Source organism: Streptomyces sp. NPDC058697, from assembly GCF_042715345.1.
Taxonomy (GTDB): Bacteria; Actinomycetota; Actinomycetes; order Streptomycetales; family Streptomycetaceae; genus Streptomyces; species Streptomyces liliifuscus.
In genome coordinates, this window is record NZ_JBHXSU010000004.1 from 593,858 (window position 1) to 609,726 (window position 15,869).

A 15,869-nucleotide genomic window follows, 5' to 3' on the forward strand; every position below is an offset into this window, starting at 1 on the left:
CCCCAAGGGCCCGCGGGTCACCCGGACCCCCCAGCCGCCCCCTCCGCACGGCCGCCGTGCGGAGGGCAGGGGCTCCCGGGCCCCGGAACCGGACAACTCCCCGGACCCGGGCTCCGACAAGGGAGGAGAACAGACCGACCGACTTCAGTACCTGGACGTGGCGACCCGCCGGATCGCCCGCGGGATGGATCTCGACGAGACGCTCCGCGAACTGCGCCGGGCGGCCGTCCCCGCCTTCGCGGACGCGATCATCGTCCATCTGCACGATCCGCTCCCCGTCGGGGACGAGAAGTCGGCCGCGCCCGTCGTCCTGCAGCTGCACAGCGTCAGCAGGAAACCGGAAGCGTCCGCCACCTCCGGGTCACCCCTGGTCAAGACCCATCCCCTGCACTCGGACATCTCGGAGCGGGTACGGCCGGACACCGCCGGCCGGCTCTCGAAGCTGCTCCTCGCCGGACGGCCCGCCTTCGGTGACGCGCCGGGGATCGCGCCCGCGGTGGCCGAACTGCTCGGGCCCCTGGCCAGGGTGCCGGACGCGATTCCGCCGGGGCGCAGGCTGATCATCGCCCCGCTGCACGGCCGCCGGCACGTCATGGGGACGGTCGTCCTCCTGCGTCGGCCCGAGCGGTCCCCCTTCACGCGTGACGACCTGCTCGTGGCCTCACAGCTCGCGACGCACACCGCCATCGGCGTACAGAAGGCGGTGATGTACGGACACGAGGCCTCCGTCGCGGACACGCTGCAGCACACCATGCTCCCGTCGTCACTGCCCGAGCCCACCGGGATCCGGCTCGCCAGCCGCTATCTGCCCGCTTCGAAGACCGCCCAGGTCGGGGGCGACTGGTACGACGCGATCCCGCTGCCCGGAAACCGCGTCGCGCTGATCGTCGGGGACGTCATGGGGCATTCCATGACCTCCGCCGCGATCATGGGCCAGCTGCGCACCATCGTGCAGACCCTCGCCGGGCTCGACCTGCCTCCGGACGAGGTCCTGCACCACCTGGACGAGCAGGCCCAGCGCCTCGGCAGCGACCACATCGCCACCTGTCTCTACGCGATCTACGACCCGATCTCGCACCGGCTGCTCATCGCGAACGCCGGCCACCCGCCCGCGGTGCTCCTGCACCCGGACGGCCACGGCGAGGTGCTGCGCGTCCCACCGGCCGCCCCCATCGGTGTCGGCGGCGTCGACTTCGAGTCCGTGGAGATGCACGCGCCCACCGGAGCGACCCTTCTGCTCTACACCGACGGCCTCGTCGAATCGCGCGAGACGGACGTGGGAACGGGCGTCGAGGCCCTGCGCACCAGCCTCCGAGCCGTGGCGAGCGGACGCACCGCGCCCTCGCTCGAACTGCTCTGCGACCACATCCTGGGTGTCATGGTCCCGGGCTCCCGGGACGACGACATCGCGCTGCTCACGGCCCGGTTCGAGGGCTTCCCGCCGGACAGCGTGGGGTACTGGCATCTGGACCCCCATCCGCTGACCGCCGGACAGGCCCGCCGCCTCACCCGTAGGGCACTTCGCCGCTGGGGCCTGGAGTCGATGCTCGACTCGACGGAACTCATGGTGAGCGAGGTCGTGACGAACGCCGTCCGGTTCGCCTCACGGCCCATCGCGCTGCGGCTGCTGCGCACCGACGTCCTCCGCTGCGAGGTGACGGACGACTCCTCCCAGGTGCCCCGGATGCGGCAGGCCCAGCCGGGCGACGAGGGCGGCCGGGGCCTCTTCCTCGTCGACCAGCTCGCGCAGCGCTGGGGCGCGACGAGGCTCAGCACGGGCAAGGTCGTCTGGTTCGAGCAACAGATCCCGAAGAAGCAGCAACAGCAGCCGGGCCGGCACCGGCCTGATCGGTGACAGCCCTCGCCCGCGTCCCTTGCATGCCTCAATGTCACCGGTCAAAATGGTGACGTGAATCTGGATCATGCCTTCTTCTGCGGGAACCCCGCGCTCGACTTCGCGGCCACGCTCCGCGCCCGCCGCACGCTCCGGTTCGAGACGCTCGTGTCGCCGGACCGGCTGGACGCCTGGTACGTCGAGTCCGGAGTCGTCGACGCCGTCTCCCCCAGCCGGGAGGCCGACGTCGAGCAGGCGATCGCCGTACGGGAGGCCGTCTACGACCTGGTCACGGCCCGTCGGCTCGGCAAGGCCTACGACGAAGAGGCGCTCGCCGCGGTGAACGGCGCGGCCCGCAAGCCCTCCGCGGCGCCCCAGCTCACCGCGACGGGGCGATGGACGACTGCGACGCCCGAAGAGGCGCTGGCCACCGTGGCACGCCAGGCCGTCGAAGTCCTCGGCGGACCCGATGTCCCGCTGCTGAAGGAATGCGGCAACCCCGAATGCACCCGCGTCTACATCGACCGGTCGCGCGGTGTGCGCCGGCAGTGGTGCGGCATGGAGTCGTGCGGGAACAAGGTCAAGGCCGCGGCGTACCGCGCCCGCAAGAAGCAGGCACAGACAACCGCGGTTCGCTGACACACGGGGGTCTCAAGGTTCTCGTGCCGCGGGAAGCACGCGCGGCCTACGCCGGCAGCCGGGCTCCGAGGATGGCGAGGCAGTTACCCCACAGGACGTCGAGGCGCTGGGGGTCGTTGTAGAGCTTGGCGAAGAGCACCTGCCCCTCCAGCTGGGCGACGACGGAGCGGGCGGCCTCGCGGGGGTCGCCGATGGCGATCTCGCCCCGCTCCGCGGCCTCGGTGACGACCTCCTCGACCATGCCGACCTGTGCGTCGAAGATTCCTTGCAGTCGCGAACGAACGGCCTCGGTCTGGTTGCTCAGCTCCAGGGTCAGATTCCCGAACAGGCACCCTGAGACGGTGCCGCAGCTCTGCTGTCCGGCCCGCTGGCCCGCCGCGGTCTCCTCGAACAGCTGCCGCAGCCGTTGGAGCGGCTCGCCGTCGCCGCGCAGGATGCGGCTCCAGTCGCCGCGCTGGGTCTCCCAGTGCTCGTCGAGAACAGCCAGGGCGAGCGCTTCCTTGGTCTCGAAGAAGTAGTAGAAGCTGCCCTTCGGCACGCCCGCGACCTTGCAGATCTCGGCGGTGCCGAGGGCCGAGTATCCCCGCTGCCCGATGAGTGACTCCGCGGCGGTGAGGATCTTCTCCCTGGCGTTGCTGGTCCGTCCCATACGACCAATATACGACCGATCGACTATTTACCCAGCCGACCGGTCGCTCATGGGTATTCCGGCCCGGGCACGCGTCACAGGCCGCGCCAGACGTTGTCGAAGGCCGCGTCCTCGATGGACCGGCGCTGCCGGACGGCTTCCAGTTCCATCACCGCGTCGTTGACAGCGGCCAGTACCGTCGCCACCGCGTCGTCGGCGATGTCGGGGGTGTCCGGCGTGTTCGGGGAGTCCTCGGCGGCCTCGGTCTCGTCAAAGGGCTCGCCGTACAGCCCGGCGGCCGTCGCGAGAGCGACCAGAACCGGCTCGTGCGACTCCCAGCGGTCGACGGCCCCGCGGCGGGCGGGGGAATCGACGAGCGCCACGTCACCGGCCCGGAAGGACACCAGGCGGCGGCGCTGGCGGGTGAGCTGGCCCTCGGTCTCGAAGGCGGTCAGATAGGCGGAGGACAGGTCACGGCCCCGGCGCCACAGCCAGTCCGCCACCGACTCGTACGGCTCCTGGCGGACGAGGGACGACGCCGCCTCACGCAGCAGGGGGTCGTCCAGGGTGGGCGGGTCGCCGGGCACGACGCGATCGCCGTCCAGGGCGACGGCCCGGGCGCCGAGGAGGTCGACGACCTCGGCCCCGGCGAGCGCCAGGGACAGGCTGCCCCGGTCCGTGGGGCGGCCGGATTCCCCGTCCATGGCGACGATCAACAGGTCCCGCGGTGTGGTCATGATCCGCTTCCCCTCGGAGGTATGAGCAAGCGTACGTCGCCGACATCACGGCCCGCCGCCCGGCCGACCGGACTCACAGGCACGTACGCACGAGCCACTCGTCGGAGTTGTACGTGTCCCTCGCCGGGTCGGGCACGGTCGCCGGCTTCTCCTCGACCATGTCCGCCGGGCTGACGCGCTCCGGCAACGTGCCGAATCGCGTACGGCGTGCGGCCTGGGCGGTGTCCGGAGCGTTCTGCTGATGCGCCATCTCGTCCTCCTGGGTTAGATCCGGGTGCGATCCGGTTTCGATCGTGGCGAGGGCGGGGTCACCCGGCCCGCTCACGTCGCCTGCCGAACAGGTGTTGATGATCGCAGGGGATTTCGTCACCCGTCAAGGTGGTGACGGGCCGATGGCGACGAACTGTTCGGCAGGACTTACCAAACTTGGAACCTTCGCTTTCTTGAACTGTTCGTGTTTAGGACGCTAGGTTTGGCGCCATGACCACACCCCGTACTCCGACCACCGCCGAGGAGCTGCGCGGTGTCGGCCTGCGGGTGACGGCCGCCCGCGTCGCGCTGCTGGAAACCGTCCGCAGCGGCGACCACCTCGGAGTCGAGGCGATCGCCTCCGGGGTACGCGACCGCGTGGGCCACATCTCCCTCCAAGCCGTGTACGAGGCCCTCCACGCACTCACCGCGGCGGGACTCATACGCCGCCTCGAACCGCCCGGCAGCCCGGCCCGGTTCGAGGGACGCGTCGGAGACAACCACCACCACCTCGTTTGCCGTACGTGCGGCGTCGTCGCCGACGTCGACTGCGCGGTCGGCCACGCCCCCTGCCTGACCGCGTCCGACGACCGCGGCTTCGCGATCGACGAGGCCGAGGTCATCTACTGGGGCCTGTGCCCCGCCTGTTCCACCAGCCGCAGTTCCTGAGCACCGTGATCCACCCAGTTCGGAAGGACTCTCATGACTGATAACCATGATGCGATCGTCACTGACCCGAAGCCCGCGGAGGCGGGAGGCTGCCCGGTCGCACACGAGCGCGCCCCGCACCCGACTCAGGGCGGCGGAAACCGCCAGTGGTGGCCGGAGCGGCTCAACCTGAAGATCCTTGCCAAGAACCCTGCCGTGGCCAACCCCCTCGGTGAGGAGTTCGACTATGCCGAGGCGTTCAAGAACCTCGACCTCGCGGCCGTTAAACAGGACATCGCCGAGGTACTGACCACCTCGCAGGACTGGTGGCCGGCCGACTTCGGCAACTACGGCCCGTTCATGATCCGTATGGCCTGGCACAGCGCGGGCACCTACCGCATCAGCGACGGCCGCGGCGGCGCCGGTGCCGGTCAGCAGCGCTTCGCCCCCCTGAACAGCTGGCCGGACAACGGCAACCTGGACAAGGCCCGCCGTCTGCTGTGGCCCGTGAAGAAGAAGTACGGCCAGAGCCTCTCCTGGGCCGACCTCATGATCCTCACAGGCAACGTCGCCCTGGAGCAGATGGGCTTCGAGACCTTCGGCTTCGCCGGCGGCCGCGCGGACGTCTGGGAGTCCGAGGAGGACGTGTACTGGGGTCCCGAGACCACCTGGCTCGACGACCAGCGCTACACCGGCGACCGTGAGCTGGAGAGCCCGCTCGGCGCCGTCCAGATGGGCCTCATCTACGTCAACCCCGAGGGCCCCAACGGCAACCCGGACCCGATCGCCGCGGCCCGCGACATCCGTGAGACCTTCCGCCGCATGGCGATGAACGACGAGGAGACCGTCGCCCTCATCGCCGGTGGTCACACCTTCGGCAAGACCCACGGCGCGGGCCCGGCGGAGAGCGTCGGCGACGACCCCGAGGCCGCCCCGATCGAGGCGCAGGGCTTCGGCTGGAAGAACTCCTTCGGTACGGGCAAGGGCGCGGACGCCATCACGTCCGGCCTGGAGGTCACCTGGACCACCACGCCCACCCAGTGGAGCAACGGCTTCTTCGACAACCTCTTCGGCTACGAGTGGGAGCTCACCCAGAGCCCCGCCGGCGCCAACCAGTGGAAGCCGAAGGACGGCGCCGGCGAGGGCACCGTCCCGGCCGCCCACGACGCCACGAAGAAGATCGCCCCCTCGATGCTCACGACGGACCTGTCGCTGCGCTTCGACCCGATCTACGAGCCCATCTCCCGCCGCTTCCACGAGAACCCGGCGGAGTTCGCGGACGCCTTCGCCCGCGCCTGGTACAAGCTGACCCACCGTGACATGGGCCCGAAGTCGCTCTACCTCGGCCCGGAGGTCCCGCAGGAGACCCTCTTGTGGCAGGACCCGCTGCCGGCGGCCGAGGGCGAGGCCATCGCGGCCGAGGACGTCACCGCCCTCAAGGCGAAGATCCTCGGCTCGGACCTGACCGTCTCGCAGCTCGTCTCCGCCGCCTGGGCCTCGGCCTCGACGTTCCGCGGCAGCGACAAGCGCGGCGGCGCCAACGGCGCCCGCGTCCGTCTGGAGCCGCAGCGCGGCTGGGACGCCAACGACCCCGACCAGCTCGCCCAGGTGCTGCGTGTCCTTGAGGGCATCCAGGCGGAGTTCAACTCCGGCTCCAAGAAGGTCTCGCTGGCCGACCTGATCGTGCTCGGCGGCAGCGCGGCCGTCGAGAAGGCCGCCAAGGACGCCGGTCACGACGTCACGGTGCCCTTCACCCCGGGCCGTGTCGACGCCACGGAGGAGCACACGGACGCGGAGTCCTTCGCCGCGCTCGAGCCGGCCGCCGACGGGTTCCGCAACTACCTCGGCAAGGGCAACCGCCTGCCGGCCGAGTACCTGCTGCTCGACCGTGCGAACCTGCTGACCCTCAGCGGCCCCGAGCTGACGGTCCTCGTCGGTGGCCTGCGCGTCCTGGGCGCCAACCACCAGCAGTCGTCGCTCGGTGTCCTCACCGCCACCCCCGGCAAGCTGACGAACGACTTCTACGTCAACCTGCTCGACCTGGGCACGACGTGGACGGCGACGTCCGAGGACGCGACCACCTTCGAGGCCCGCGACGACGCCACGGGCGACGTCAAGTGGACCGGCACCCGTGCCGACCTCGTCTTCGGCTCGAACTCCGAGCTGCGCGCGCTCGCCGAGGTCTACGCGGCCGACGACGCGAAGGAGAAGTTCGTGAACGACTTCGTCGCGGCGTGGACCAAGGTCATGGACCTCGACCGGTTCGACCTCGTCTGATCAGTTCATCGTGACCGTCCGGGCCGGCCCGCACAGGCCGGCCCGGACGTTCTCGTTCCGGCACTTCTCCGCGCCCATGACCATCAAGGTCGACAGCCGGTTCGGGGTCTGAAGGTGGCAACGCGGTGCTGGAGTTCTTCCCCAAGAGCTGACTCCCGGCCGGCCTCTGCTCGGCCCACGCCCCGCCGGGCCACCGCTCAGCGGACGACCAGCGGTCGGAACGCGGAGCGCACATCGGACGTCGACTCGGTGACGTACCTGGTCGACGGCGGGCCCGAGTCGGAGTCGCGGAAAGTCAAATACGTGATGCGCGAGGGGCAACTCGACCCGTTGATCTGGATCTTGCGATTGGTGACGAGTTTGCCGGTGCGCACCTCGTAGACCTTCACCGGGATCGCGATCTTGTGGAAGGTCACGTACGTGGTGGACCCGGAGGAGCGGCCCTGGTACGGGCAGGTCCGGACGGACGAGCCGTAGGTGTCCTCGCCCATGCAGACCACCAGGACGGCGTCGGCCGCGTCGGCGGCCTTCCAGGCGCCGGGGAGTTTGTCGGCGTAGTCCTGGCCGTATGTGTTGCCGCTGTAGAACAGCGCGCGGTTGGTGCCCTTGCCCATGGGCTTGGCGCCGCTGTACTTCGCCGGATGGGAGCAGTACTCGGGCTGGGTTCCGGAGCCGGGCGCGAGCAGGCTGCGCACGTTGGCCAACTCGATGCTCTGGGTGGCCTTCCGGACTCCCGTCCTGGCCTTGCCCGCCAGTTCGTCGCCGGGGTAGCGGTCCAGCAGCCGCTCGTAGTGCGCGCGGGCGTCCTGCCAACTGCTGTCCGCCATCAGCTCGTCACCGCATCCGACGAGCGCGGCGGGCGCGTTCCGCCGGGCCGCGTCCGCGGACCGGTCCAGTACGTCGTTGCTGCGCTTCCGGTCGCGGAGCCAGTCGGTGACGGTGACGGTGGTGCAGGGGTCCTTGGCGGGCAGGCCCCCGAGGAATCCGGTCAGGGCCGTCTCGACCGTCTTCTCGTTGCCGGGTTCGGCGAGGACGGACGCGAGTGTGCCGAAGCCCTTGTCCAGGGCCTCGGTGTTCCCGGTCAGCGCGGTGTTCAGTTCCGTCCGGGCCGACCGCAGCCGGTCGCATGCCTCCACGCTCTCGTCGCCACGGGCGGCCAGCGGGGCGTCGGCGATCCGATGCCCGAACCACACTCTGTCCTGGGCGCTCGACACCCCGGCGCAGTCGCCGCGTTCGCGGGCCTCGGTGACGCTCTCCTCGATTCTGGAGGCGTCGAATCGCAGAAGCGCCACGGCCAGCAGCACCGACAGCGTGATGCACAGTGCGACCACGCGCTGTCCTCGCAGAGCGACCCCACTGCCGCCCCTGCGCGCCAGGAACCACCCGTGGGCGACGACCGCGACCCACCACACGAGGACGGCGATCTCGTACGCCGGCCGGGCGGTCGAGACGAGCCGGGAGACGAGCACGACGGTGACGACGGCGGCTGCGGCGGCGAGTCCGCGCCGCCGCAGCATCAGGTAACCGACGCCGAGGAGTGAGGCGTTGCCGAGGGCGACGGCCAGCGGGTCGTGCGGCCGGTCCTCGGGAGGCGTGGGTTCCGGCATTTCGGGCAGGGCATGCGTCGGTTCGTTCATCCTGGTCTCCCCCGGGTCGCAGAACGAGTCTCGATGTCGGCATGGTGCTGCCCCATCCCCGGGACCCCTCCCGGGGGCTGCGCCCTCAGCGCATGAGTGCGCCGCGCAGTGTGAGGCCGTAGTTGGTACGCAGGCGGCGCAGTTCCCAGAGGCCCACCGCGGTGACCGACAGCGGCGCGCCGAGCGTGACGACGATCCGGACGGGCCCCGGCAGAGTGTCGTAGGCCCCTGTGAACATGTCCACCAATGCCATCTCCCACACGAGCGTGATGGCCAGCAGAGGCGGCACCGTCTCATGGATGTCCGCGGTGCGGAAGACATGCACGAGGGACATACCGATGCCGTAGAAGACGAACGGGAGGACCCAGACGATCGTGAGCAGCGTGACGACCACCGTGACCACCGTCATCACGGGATTGGTGGCGAACCGTCCGCTGACGAACCCGGTGAGCACGGACGCCGGGAACACGAACATGCCGCCCATGATGGCCAGGATCGAGCCGAAGGGCTTCGCGGTGCGGCGCAGCAACTCCTGACGGGCCGGCGGCCGGGCCGCGGCGATCAGCACACCGACGGCCACCGGGAAGGTCGCCGCGAGCACAAGGACGTTGATCCAGGCCTGGTTGCCGCGGTCGCTCGCGATGTCCCCCGCGGACGCGGCGAGTTTGTAGGAGAGCGTCACCCACACGACGGCGCACAGGCCGACGATGGTGCGGATCTTCTGGATGCGGGCGACCACCTCGTCGTCGACCCGGCCCGGCCGCGACGGCGTGAAGACCTTGCGCCCGACCGCGATGGGGCCCGCGGTGCGCCACAGCCGCCCGAGCGGTCCCACGCGGCGCTGGGGCAGCGGCCCCGGGTACGGCGGGCCGGGCTGCGGAGGGTAGGGGTGCGGGCCGTTGGGATAAGGAGCGTTGGGGTACGGGGCGTTGGGGTACGGGGCGTTGAGCGGGTAACCGCCGGGCGGCGGTGGGGTGTTGTACGGGTACGGGCCCTGGGGCTGCGGAGGCACATTGCCGCCGTGCGGGTCGTACGGCGGTGGCCCCTGCGGGTTCCAGGCGTTCATCTCTGCAACTCCCCCGATTCGCGGCTGAAGTGACGGACGCGTCGCCGCAGTGTATTGGTTGCAGACGGGAAGCATTCTTCGGAGGCCGGGGCGGGCGGCGGGGTCACTCCCAGACGACGACGTTGCGTCGCACGGGCACTGTCGAGGCGTCGGTGGCGAACAGTTCGGGCGAGTGCGCGCGGATGCGTTCGATGTCGCTGAAGACGGCCCGCAGGTGCGTACGCATGGCCGTGCGGGCGAGTGGGACGTTCCCGCCGACGATCGCCTCGAAGATCTCGTGGTGCTGGGCGGCGAAGACGGCCGGGGACACGTTCTCGTGCAGGCCAAGACGGCGGGCCCGGTCCAGGTGCCCCTTGGCCGCTGCGACGGTGGTCCACACGTTGCCGTGACCGCTCAGGCGCATCAAGCCCTGGTGGAACGCCTCGTCCAGATCGAAGAACTCCTCCAGGTCGAGGTCCGCGCGCCGCTGGCGGTTCAGGTTGCCCCGCAGTTCCTCGACGACCGCGGGGTCGAGTCGCTCGGGAAGATCGTCGAGCGAGGCGAGCTCCACCGCCTCCCGGAGGAACTGCGCGTCGGCGACCTGCGCCGGGTCCACCCGTGACACGAACGACCCGATCTTCGGGAAGACCTGCACCAGGCCCTCCTGGGCCAGCAGGATCAGGCTCTCCCGCACGGGCGTGCGGCTGACGCCCAGCGACGCGGCGAGTTCGTTCTCCGAGAGGGCCGCGCCCGGGGGAAGTTCGAGGGTCAGGACCAACTGACGCAATTTCAGATAGATATCGCGCCGACTCGTCCGCCCGTTCGTTTGAGCCATGTGCACATCGTACGTAGGAGGGCGACACAAGTATTGCCTTGCTCCGCGACAGATGCTTGTATACAAGTGCTTCGCGACCAAGGAGTACCTGTGAGCAAGATCGAACGCGTCGAGGTGTTCGTCGCCTCCCCCGGCCGTACCTTCGTCACGCTGCGTATCACCACCACGGACGGGGTGACCGGGCTCGGTGACGCCACGCTCAACGGTCGTGAGCTGTCCGTGGCCAGCTATCTGCGCGACCACGTGGTTCCCCTGCTGATCGGCAAGGACCCGGCTCGTATCGAGGACATGTGGCAGTACCTCTACAAGGGCGCCTACTGGCGGCGCGGGCCGGTCACGATGACCGCGATCGCCGCCGTCGACACCGCCCTGTGGGACATCAAGGGCAAGACGGCCGGGCTGCCCGTCTACCAGCTCCTCGGCGGCCGGTCGCGCGCGGGCGTGCTGGTCTACTCGCACGCCAGCGGCACCGACACCCCCTCGCTGCTGGACGACGTCGAGCGCTATCTGGAGCTGGGCTACAAGGCCGTACGGGCGCAGGCCGCCGTGCCCGAGGTCGGCGGCACGTACGGCGTACGCAAGGGCAAGGTCTACGAGCCGGCCGCCACCGAGCTCCCCGACGAGCAGCCCTGGGACACCGAGGCCTATCTCGGGTTCGCGCCCACCTATCTGGAAGCGGTGCGGGAGCGCTTCGGCTTCGGCTTCCACCTGCTGCACGACGTGCACCACCGGCTGACCCCGATCGAGGCGGCCCGGTTCGGCAAGAGCGTCGAGGGCTGCCGGCTGTTCTGGATGGAGGACCCGACCCCGGCCGAGAACCAGGAGGCGTTCCGGCTCATCCGGCAGCACACCACGACGCCGATCGCGGTCGGCGAGGTGATGAACTCGATCTGGGACGTCCAGCACCTGATCACCGAGCAGCTCATCGACTACGTACGCACCACCGTCGTCCACGCGGGCGGTATCACCCACCTGCGGCGGATCTTCGACCTCGCCGCGCTCTACCAGGTGCGAACCGGATCCCACGGGGCGACCGACCTCTCCCCCGTCAGCATGGCGGCCGCCGTGCACGTCGACATCACCGTGCCGAACTTCGGCATCCAGGAGCACATGGGCCACCCCGACGAGACCGCCGAGGTGTTCCGTACGGGGGTGACCTTCGCCGACGGCATGCTGTACCCGTCCGAGGAGCCGGGCCTCGGCGTCGAGTACGACGAGAAGGCCGCCGAGCGCTTCCCCTACCAGCGGCGCTACCTCCCGGTCGCCCGCCGCCTCGACGGGTCGGTGCACGACTGGTGAGCGCCGACGACCTGCTGAGCCGTGAGGCCCTCCGCCGGCTCCCACCCGAGCTCCGGCCCGCCGTCGATCCGGCCGAACTGCGCGCCCGTGTCGTCCACTTCGGGCTCGGCGCCTTCCACCGGGCGCACCAGGCCGTGTTCACGGAGAACGCCGCCGCGCGCTCGGGCGAGCCCTGGGGCATCACCGCGGTGGCGCCCCGGTCGGCCGCGACCGTACGCGCCCTGCGGGACCAGGACTGTCTGTACTCGCTCACCGAACGGCGTCCGGACGGTCATCGCACGCGTGTCGTGGGCTCGGTCGTCGGTGCGCTGGCCATGGGCCCCGATGCCAGGACCGTCGACGCGCTGCTCGCCGACCCCGAGGTGACGGTGGTGACCCTGACCGTGACGGAGAAGGGCTATCACCGTTCCCCGTCGACGGGCGGGCTGGACACCGCGGCCGGGCCGGTCGCCGCCGATCTCGCGGCTGCCGCCGACGGACCCCTCACCACGGTGGTCGGGCGGCTGGCCGCCGGGCTGGCCGCGCGGATGCGTGCGGGCGCACCCCCGATCAATGTCGTGTCCTGCGACAACATGGCGGACAACGGCACAGCGCTGAGTCGTGTGATCCACGACTACATCCGTGCGTCGGCCTGGCCCGACCGTGCGGAGATCCTGGACCGGCTGGCCGAGGCCGTCGCCTTCCCCGCGACCGTCGTGGACCGGATCGTGCCCGCGACGAGCGAGGCCGACCGGGCGGCGGCCGAGGCGGCGCTCGGGGTGCGCGACGCCCTCCCCGTGACGGGCGAGCCGTACCGGCAGTGGGTGCTGGAGGACTCCTTCACCGCGCCCCGGCCGCCCTGGGAGCTCGACGGCGCCCTGTTCGTACCCGACGTCGCGCCCTACCAGCTCACCAAGCTGCGGCTGCTCAACGGCTCCCACTCGGCCCTGGCCTACCTCGGCAGCGCCGCGGGGCTCACCACGATCGCCGAGACCATGGCGGCGGACTGGGGCGAGCGCCTCGTACGCTCGCTGTGCGCGGAGGTCGCCCCCACCCTCCCGGCCGACGGCCCCGATCCGGTCGCGTACGCCGACGATCTCGTCGTACGTTTCCGCAATCCCGCCATGCACCACCTGCTGCGGCAGATCGGCTCCGACGGATCGGTGAAGATCACCGAGCGCTGGCTGCCGGGCCTGCGCGAACTGCGGGCCCGTGGCGCGAGCACCCCGGTGCTCGAACTCGCCCTCGCCGCCTGGGCGGAGAGCACCCGCCGGGCCGACGCGCCCGCCGATCCGGCCGCCGAGGCGCTCGCCGCCTGCTGGGGGCCGTCGACCCGCCCCGCCGAGGCCGTACGCGCACTGCTGCGCGTGCTCGGTGCGGTGGACCTGGCGGACGACGAGGCGCTCACCGGCGCCGTCGCGGACCGGCTCCCCGCGCTGCGGGCCGGCCGCGTCGAGATCTGATCCCCCCGCTCCCTGCGAACAGCATCCCCGGTCCCTCCCCACCGCTTCCCCCGTCCCCGAACATCGTTTCGCCGAACAATGGAGTTCACGATGAAGGACAGCGTCATAGCCGCTCAGCAGACGCCATCCGCTCAGCGCAGCACCCGCGATCTGACCCGGGCCGCCGTCTCGGGCTGGCTCGGCACGGCCATGGAGTTCATGGACTTCCAGCTGTACTCGCTGGCCGCCGCGATCGTCTTCAACAAGATCTTCTTCCCGGACGTCAGCCCGGCCATCGGACTCATCGCCGCGATGGCCACCTACGGCGTCGGATACGTCGCCAGGCTCGCCGGCGCCGTCTACTTCGGGCGGATGGGCGACCGGATAGGCCGCAAGAAGGTTCTGTTCCTCACGATCCTGCTGATGGGCGCCTCCACCACGCTCATCGGCACTCTGCCCACCTACGCCACCATCGGCATCCTCGCGCCGATCCTGCTCGTCGTGCTGCGCCTGGTGCAGGGCTTCGGAGCGGGCGCCGAGATCGCCGGGGCGACCGTGATGCTGGCCGAGTACGCGCCCGTACAGAAGCGCGGCCTGATCTCCTCGCTGGTGTCGCTCGGCACCAACTCCGGGACGCTCGCCGCCTCCGGTCTGTGGGCCATACTGCTCGCCGTGCTCAGCGAGGACCAACTGCTGTCCTGGGGCTGGCGGTTGCCCTTCCTGCTGAGCTTCGTGCTGATGATCTTCGCGGTCTGGATTCGACGCAGCCTCAAGGAGAGCCCGGTCTTCGAGGAGCGCCCCGACGTGGTGGACGGGGTGGCGCTGGCCCGTGACGAGGTCGAGTCCGTGATCGCCACGGCCGACGAGCACAAGGGCAGTGTCCTGGCGGCGGGCATCCGCCAGCGCAAGGGCAAGGCGTTCTTCCTCGCGCTGGGGCTGCGCTTCGGCCAGGCGGGCAACTCCGGTCTGATGCAGACGTTCCTGGTCGGCTACATCGCCACCAACCTGGCGGTCGGCCGGTCCGTACCGACCGACGCGATCGTGTACGGCTCACTGGTCGGCTTCGCCACCGTGCCGGTGGTCGGCCTGCTCGGCGACCGCTTCGGACGCCGCGTGATCTACCTCGCGCTCTCAGCTCTGACCGTCGTCCTCGCCTTCCCGGTGATGCTCCTCATCACCTCCGGCTCCACCCCTGGCGTGATGCTCGGCATGGTCCTCGGTCTGAACGTCGGCGTCCTCGGTCTGTTCTCGCTTGAGAGCGTCACGATGGCCGAACTCTTCGGCTCCCGCACCCGGTTCACCCAGCTCGCGCTCGCCAAGGAGATCGGCGGCATCCTCGCCACGGCGATCGGACCGGTCCTCGCGGCCACGCTCACGGCCGTCACCGGCAGTTGGTGGCCCATCGCGGCGATGCTCGTCGTCTACTCACTCATCACCTTCGTCAGCGCGTACCTCGCGCCCGAGACACGCGGACGCGATCTGGTCCGGCTGGAGGACGCCGTATGAGGGCGGTCGTGGTGCACGGTCCCGGCGACGTACGCGTCGACGAGCGGGCCCGGCCGGTGCCGGGCGCGGGTGAGGTGCTGCTGGCCCTGGAGTGGGGCGGGATCTGCGGATCCGACATCGCGTACTGGAAGAAGGGCGTGTCCGGCACCGCCGCGCTCACCCACCCGCTGGTGCTCGGGCACGAGTTCGCGGGCCGGGTCGCCGCGCTCGGCAACGGAGTCACCGGCCTCCGGGAAGGGCAGCCGGTGACCGTGCACCCGGCCCAGCTGGTCGGCGACGGCGTCCTTCCCGAGCGGATCGCCGGACGGACCAACCTCTACCCGCGCGTCCGCTACTTCGGCTCGGCGGCCTTCGACCCGCACACCGACGGCGGGTTCAGCGAGTACCGGGCGGTCCCCGCGGCCCAGGTCCGGCCGCTGCCTGACGGCGTCGGCACCGAACAGGGCGCTCTCGCCGAGCCGTTGGCCGTCGCCCTGCACGCCGTCGGCCGGGCCCCCGAACTGCGCGGCCGTACGGTCCTGGTCAACGGCTGTGGACCGATCGGCTCCCTGGTCGTCGCCGCCGCGCGGTACCGGGGAGCGGGCCGGGTCGTCGCCGCCGACCTGGCGCAGTCTTCCCTCGCCGTCGCCCGCGCCATGGGCGCCGACGAGACGTGCGACCTGTCCGCCGGCGACCGGCTGCCCGAGGACGTGGACGTGGTCTTCGAGGCGTCCGGCGCCCCGGCCGCGCTCGGTCCTGTGCTGCGGGCCACGGCCCGGGGAGGCACCCTCGTCCAGGTGGGCAACCTGCCCGGTACGGCGGTGGCCGCCGCGCTCGGCGATCTGGTGACCCGGGAGATCACCTGGATCGGCTCGTACCGGTTCGTCGAGGAGATCGACGAGGCGCTGCTCGCACTCCGGGACGGCCTGGACGTGACCCCGCTGATCACCCACCGTTTCCCGCTGGAACGGGCCGAGGAGGCACTCGCCGTCGCCGCCGACCCGGGGAGCGGCAGCAGCAAGGTGATGCTGCAACTTGCCACCGAGGGCACCGTGTTGTGAGGCGCGGCGGGTCCTGGTGCACGGACCCGCCCGCATGGGCCGCCCGCCGCACCGGGCGCCTGCGGGTCTCTCGT

At 70.8% G+C, this 15,869-nt stretch carries 14 protein-coding genes; 8 read left to right on the forward strand and 6 right to left on the reverse strand.

The window, feature by feature from the left end; genetic code table 11:
* Positions 1-184: 184 nt before the first annotated feature.
* Entirely contained in the window at positions 185-1,855 is a 1,671-nt protein-coding gene (locus ACFWXQ_RS13540; protein ID WP_383951556.1) for a SpoIIE family protein phosphatase, read from the forward strand.
* Positions 1,856-1,909: 54 nt separating this feature from the next.
* Positions 1,910-2,473, forward strand: coding sequence for a CGNR zinc finger domain-containing protein (locus tag ACFWXQ_RS13545; RefSeq protein ID WP_383951514.1), 564 nt, complete (start codon positions 1,910-1,912; stop codon positions 2,471-2,473).
* A 46-nt stretch (positions 2,474-2,519) separates the two neighbouring features.
* Here ACFWXQ_RS13545 and ACFWXQ_RS13550 read toward each other — a convergent pair whose 3' ends face one another.
* The 3 genes from ACFWXQ_RS13550 to ACFWXQ_RS13560 all read right to left on the reverse strand — a co-directional run bounded on the left by ACFWXQ_RS13550 (position 2,520) and on the right by ACFWXQ_RS13560 (position 4,088).
* A complete protein-coding gene (locus ACFWXQ_RS13550; protein ID WP_383951517.1) occupies positions 2,520-3,122 on the reverse strand; it encodes a TetR/AcrR family transcriptional regulator in 603 nt (200 codons plus the stop codon).
* Between the two features lie 74 nt (positions 3,123-3,196).
* Entirely contained in the window at positions 3,197-3,838 is a 642-nt protein-coding gene (locus ACFWXQ_RS13555) for a GPP34 family phosphoprotein (protein WP_383951520.1), read from the reverse strand.
* 73 nt (positions 3,839-3,911) lie between these two features.
* Positions 3,912-4,088 carry a hypothetical protein gene (locus ACFWXQ_RS13560; protein WP_383951523.1) on the reverse strand — a complete coding sequence of 59 codons (177 nt, stop codon included), beginning with the start codon at positions 4,086-4,088 and terminating at the stop codon, positions 3,912-3,914.
* Positions 4,089-4,318: 230 nt separating this feature from the next.
* Here ACFWXQ_RS13560 and ACFWXQ_RS13565 point away from each other — a divergent pair, with 230 nt between their 5' ends.
* A complete protein-coding gene (locus ACFWXQ_RS13565; RefSeq protein ID WP_383951526.1) occupies positions 4,319-4,756 on the forward strand; it encodes a Fur family transcriptional regulator in 438 nt (145 codons plus the stop codon).
* Positions 4,757-4,789: 33 nt separating this feature from the next.
* Positions 4,790-7,012 (forward strand): catalase/peroxidase HPI, encoded by a 2,223-nt coding sequence (gene katG, locus ACFWXQ_RS13570; RefSeq protein WP_383951529.1) that lies wholly within the window; start codon positions 4,790-4,792, stop codon positions 7,010-7,012.
* Between the two features lie 197 nt (positions 7,013-7,209).
* On the opposite strand, the gene ACFWXQ_RS13575 is transcribed toward katG, so the two are convergent.
* The 3 genes from ACFWXQ_RS13575 to ACFWXQ_RS13585 all read right to left on the reverse strand — a co-directional run bounded on the left by ACFWXQ_RS13575 (position 7,210) and on the right by ACFWXQ_RS13585 (position 10,529).
* Positions 7,210-8,649, reverse strand: a complete 1,440-nt coding sequence (locus ACFWXQ_RS13575) for a tol-pal system YbgF family protein (protein ID WP_383951531.1) — start codon at positions 8,647-8,649, stop codon at positions 7,210-7,212.
* Between the two features lie 85 nt (positions 8,650-8,734).
* A complete protein-coding gene (locus ACFWXQ_RS13580; protein ID WP_383951534.1) occupies positions 8,735-9,715 on the reverse strand; it encodes a hypothetical protein in 981 nt (326 codons plus the stop codon).
* A 103-nt stretch (positions 9,716-9,818) separates the two neighbouring features.
* Complete coding sequence (locus ACFWXQ_RS13585; RefSeq protein WP_143633164.1) at positions 9,819-10,529, reverse strand: GntR family transcriptional regulator; 711 nt, start codon at positions 10,527-10,529, stop codon at positions 9,819-9,821.
* Between the two features lie 90 nt (positions 10,530-10,619).
* On the opposite strand from ACFWXQ_RS13585, the gene manD reads away from it, so the two are divergent.
* The 4 genes from manD (at position 10,620) to ACFWXQ_RS13605 (ending at position 15,795) form a co-directional block, all read left to right on the forward strand.
* Complete coding sequence (gene manD, locus ACFWXQ_RS13590) at positions 10,620-11,828, forward strand: D-mannonate dehydratase ManD (RefSeq protein WP_383951537.1); 1,209 nt, start codon at positions 10,620-10,622, stop codon at positions 11,826-11,828.
* A complete protein-coding gene (locus ACFWXQ_RS13595; protein ID WP_383951540.1) occupies positions 11,825-13,270 on the forward strand; it encodes a mannitol dehydrogenase family protein in 1,446 nt (481 codons plus the stop codon). The genes manD and ACFWXQ_RS13595 overlap by 4 nt, the downstream gene beginning before the upstream one ends.
* Positions 13,271-13,360: 90 nt before the next feature.
* Positions 13,361-14,755 carry an MFS transporter gene (locus ACFWXQ_RS13600; protein ID WP_383951542.1) on the forward strand — a complete coding sequence of 465 codons (1,395 nt, stop codon included), beginning with the start codon at positions 13,361-13,363 and terminating at the stop codon, positions 14,753-14,755.
* Entirely contained in the window at positions 14,752-15,795 is a 1,044-nt protein-coding gene (locus ACFWXQ_RS13605; protein ID WP_383951545.1) for an L-idonate 5-dehydrogenase, read from the forward strand. The genes ACFWXQ_RS13600 and ACFWXQ_RS13605 overlap by 4 nt, the downstream gene beginning before the upstream one ends.
* The last annotated feature ends 74 nt before the right edge of the window (positions 15,796-15,869 follow it).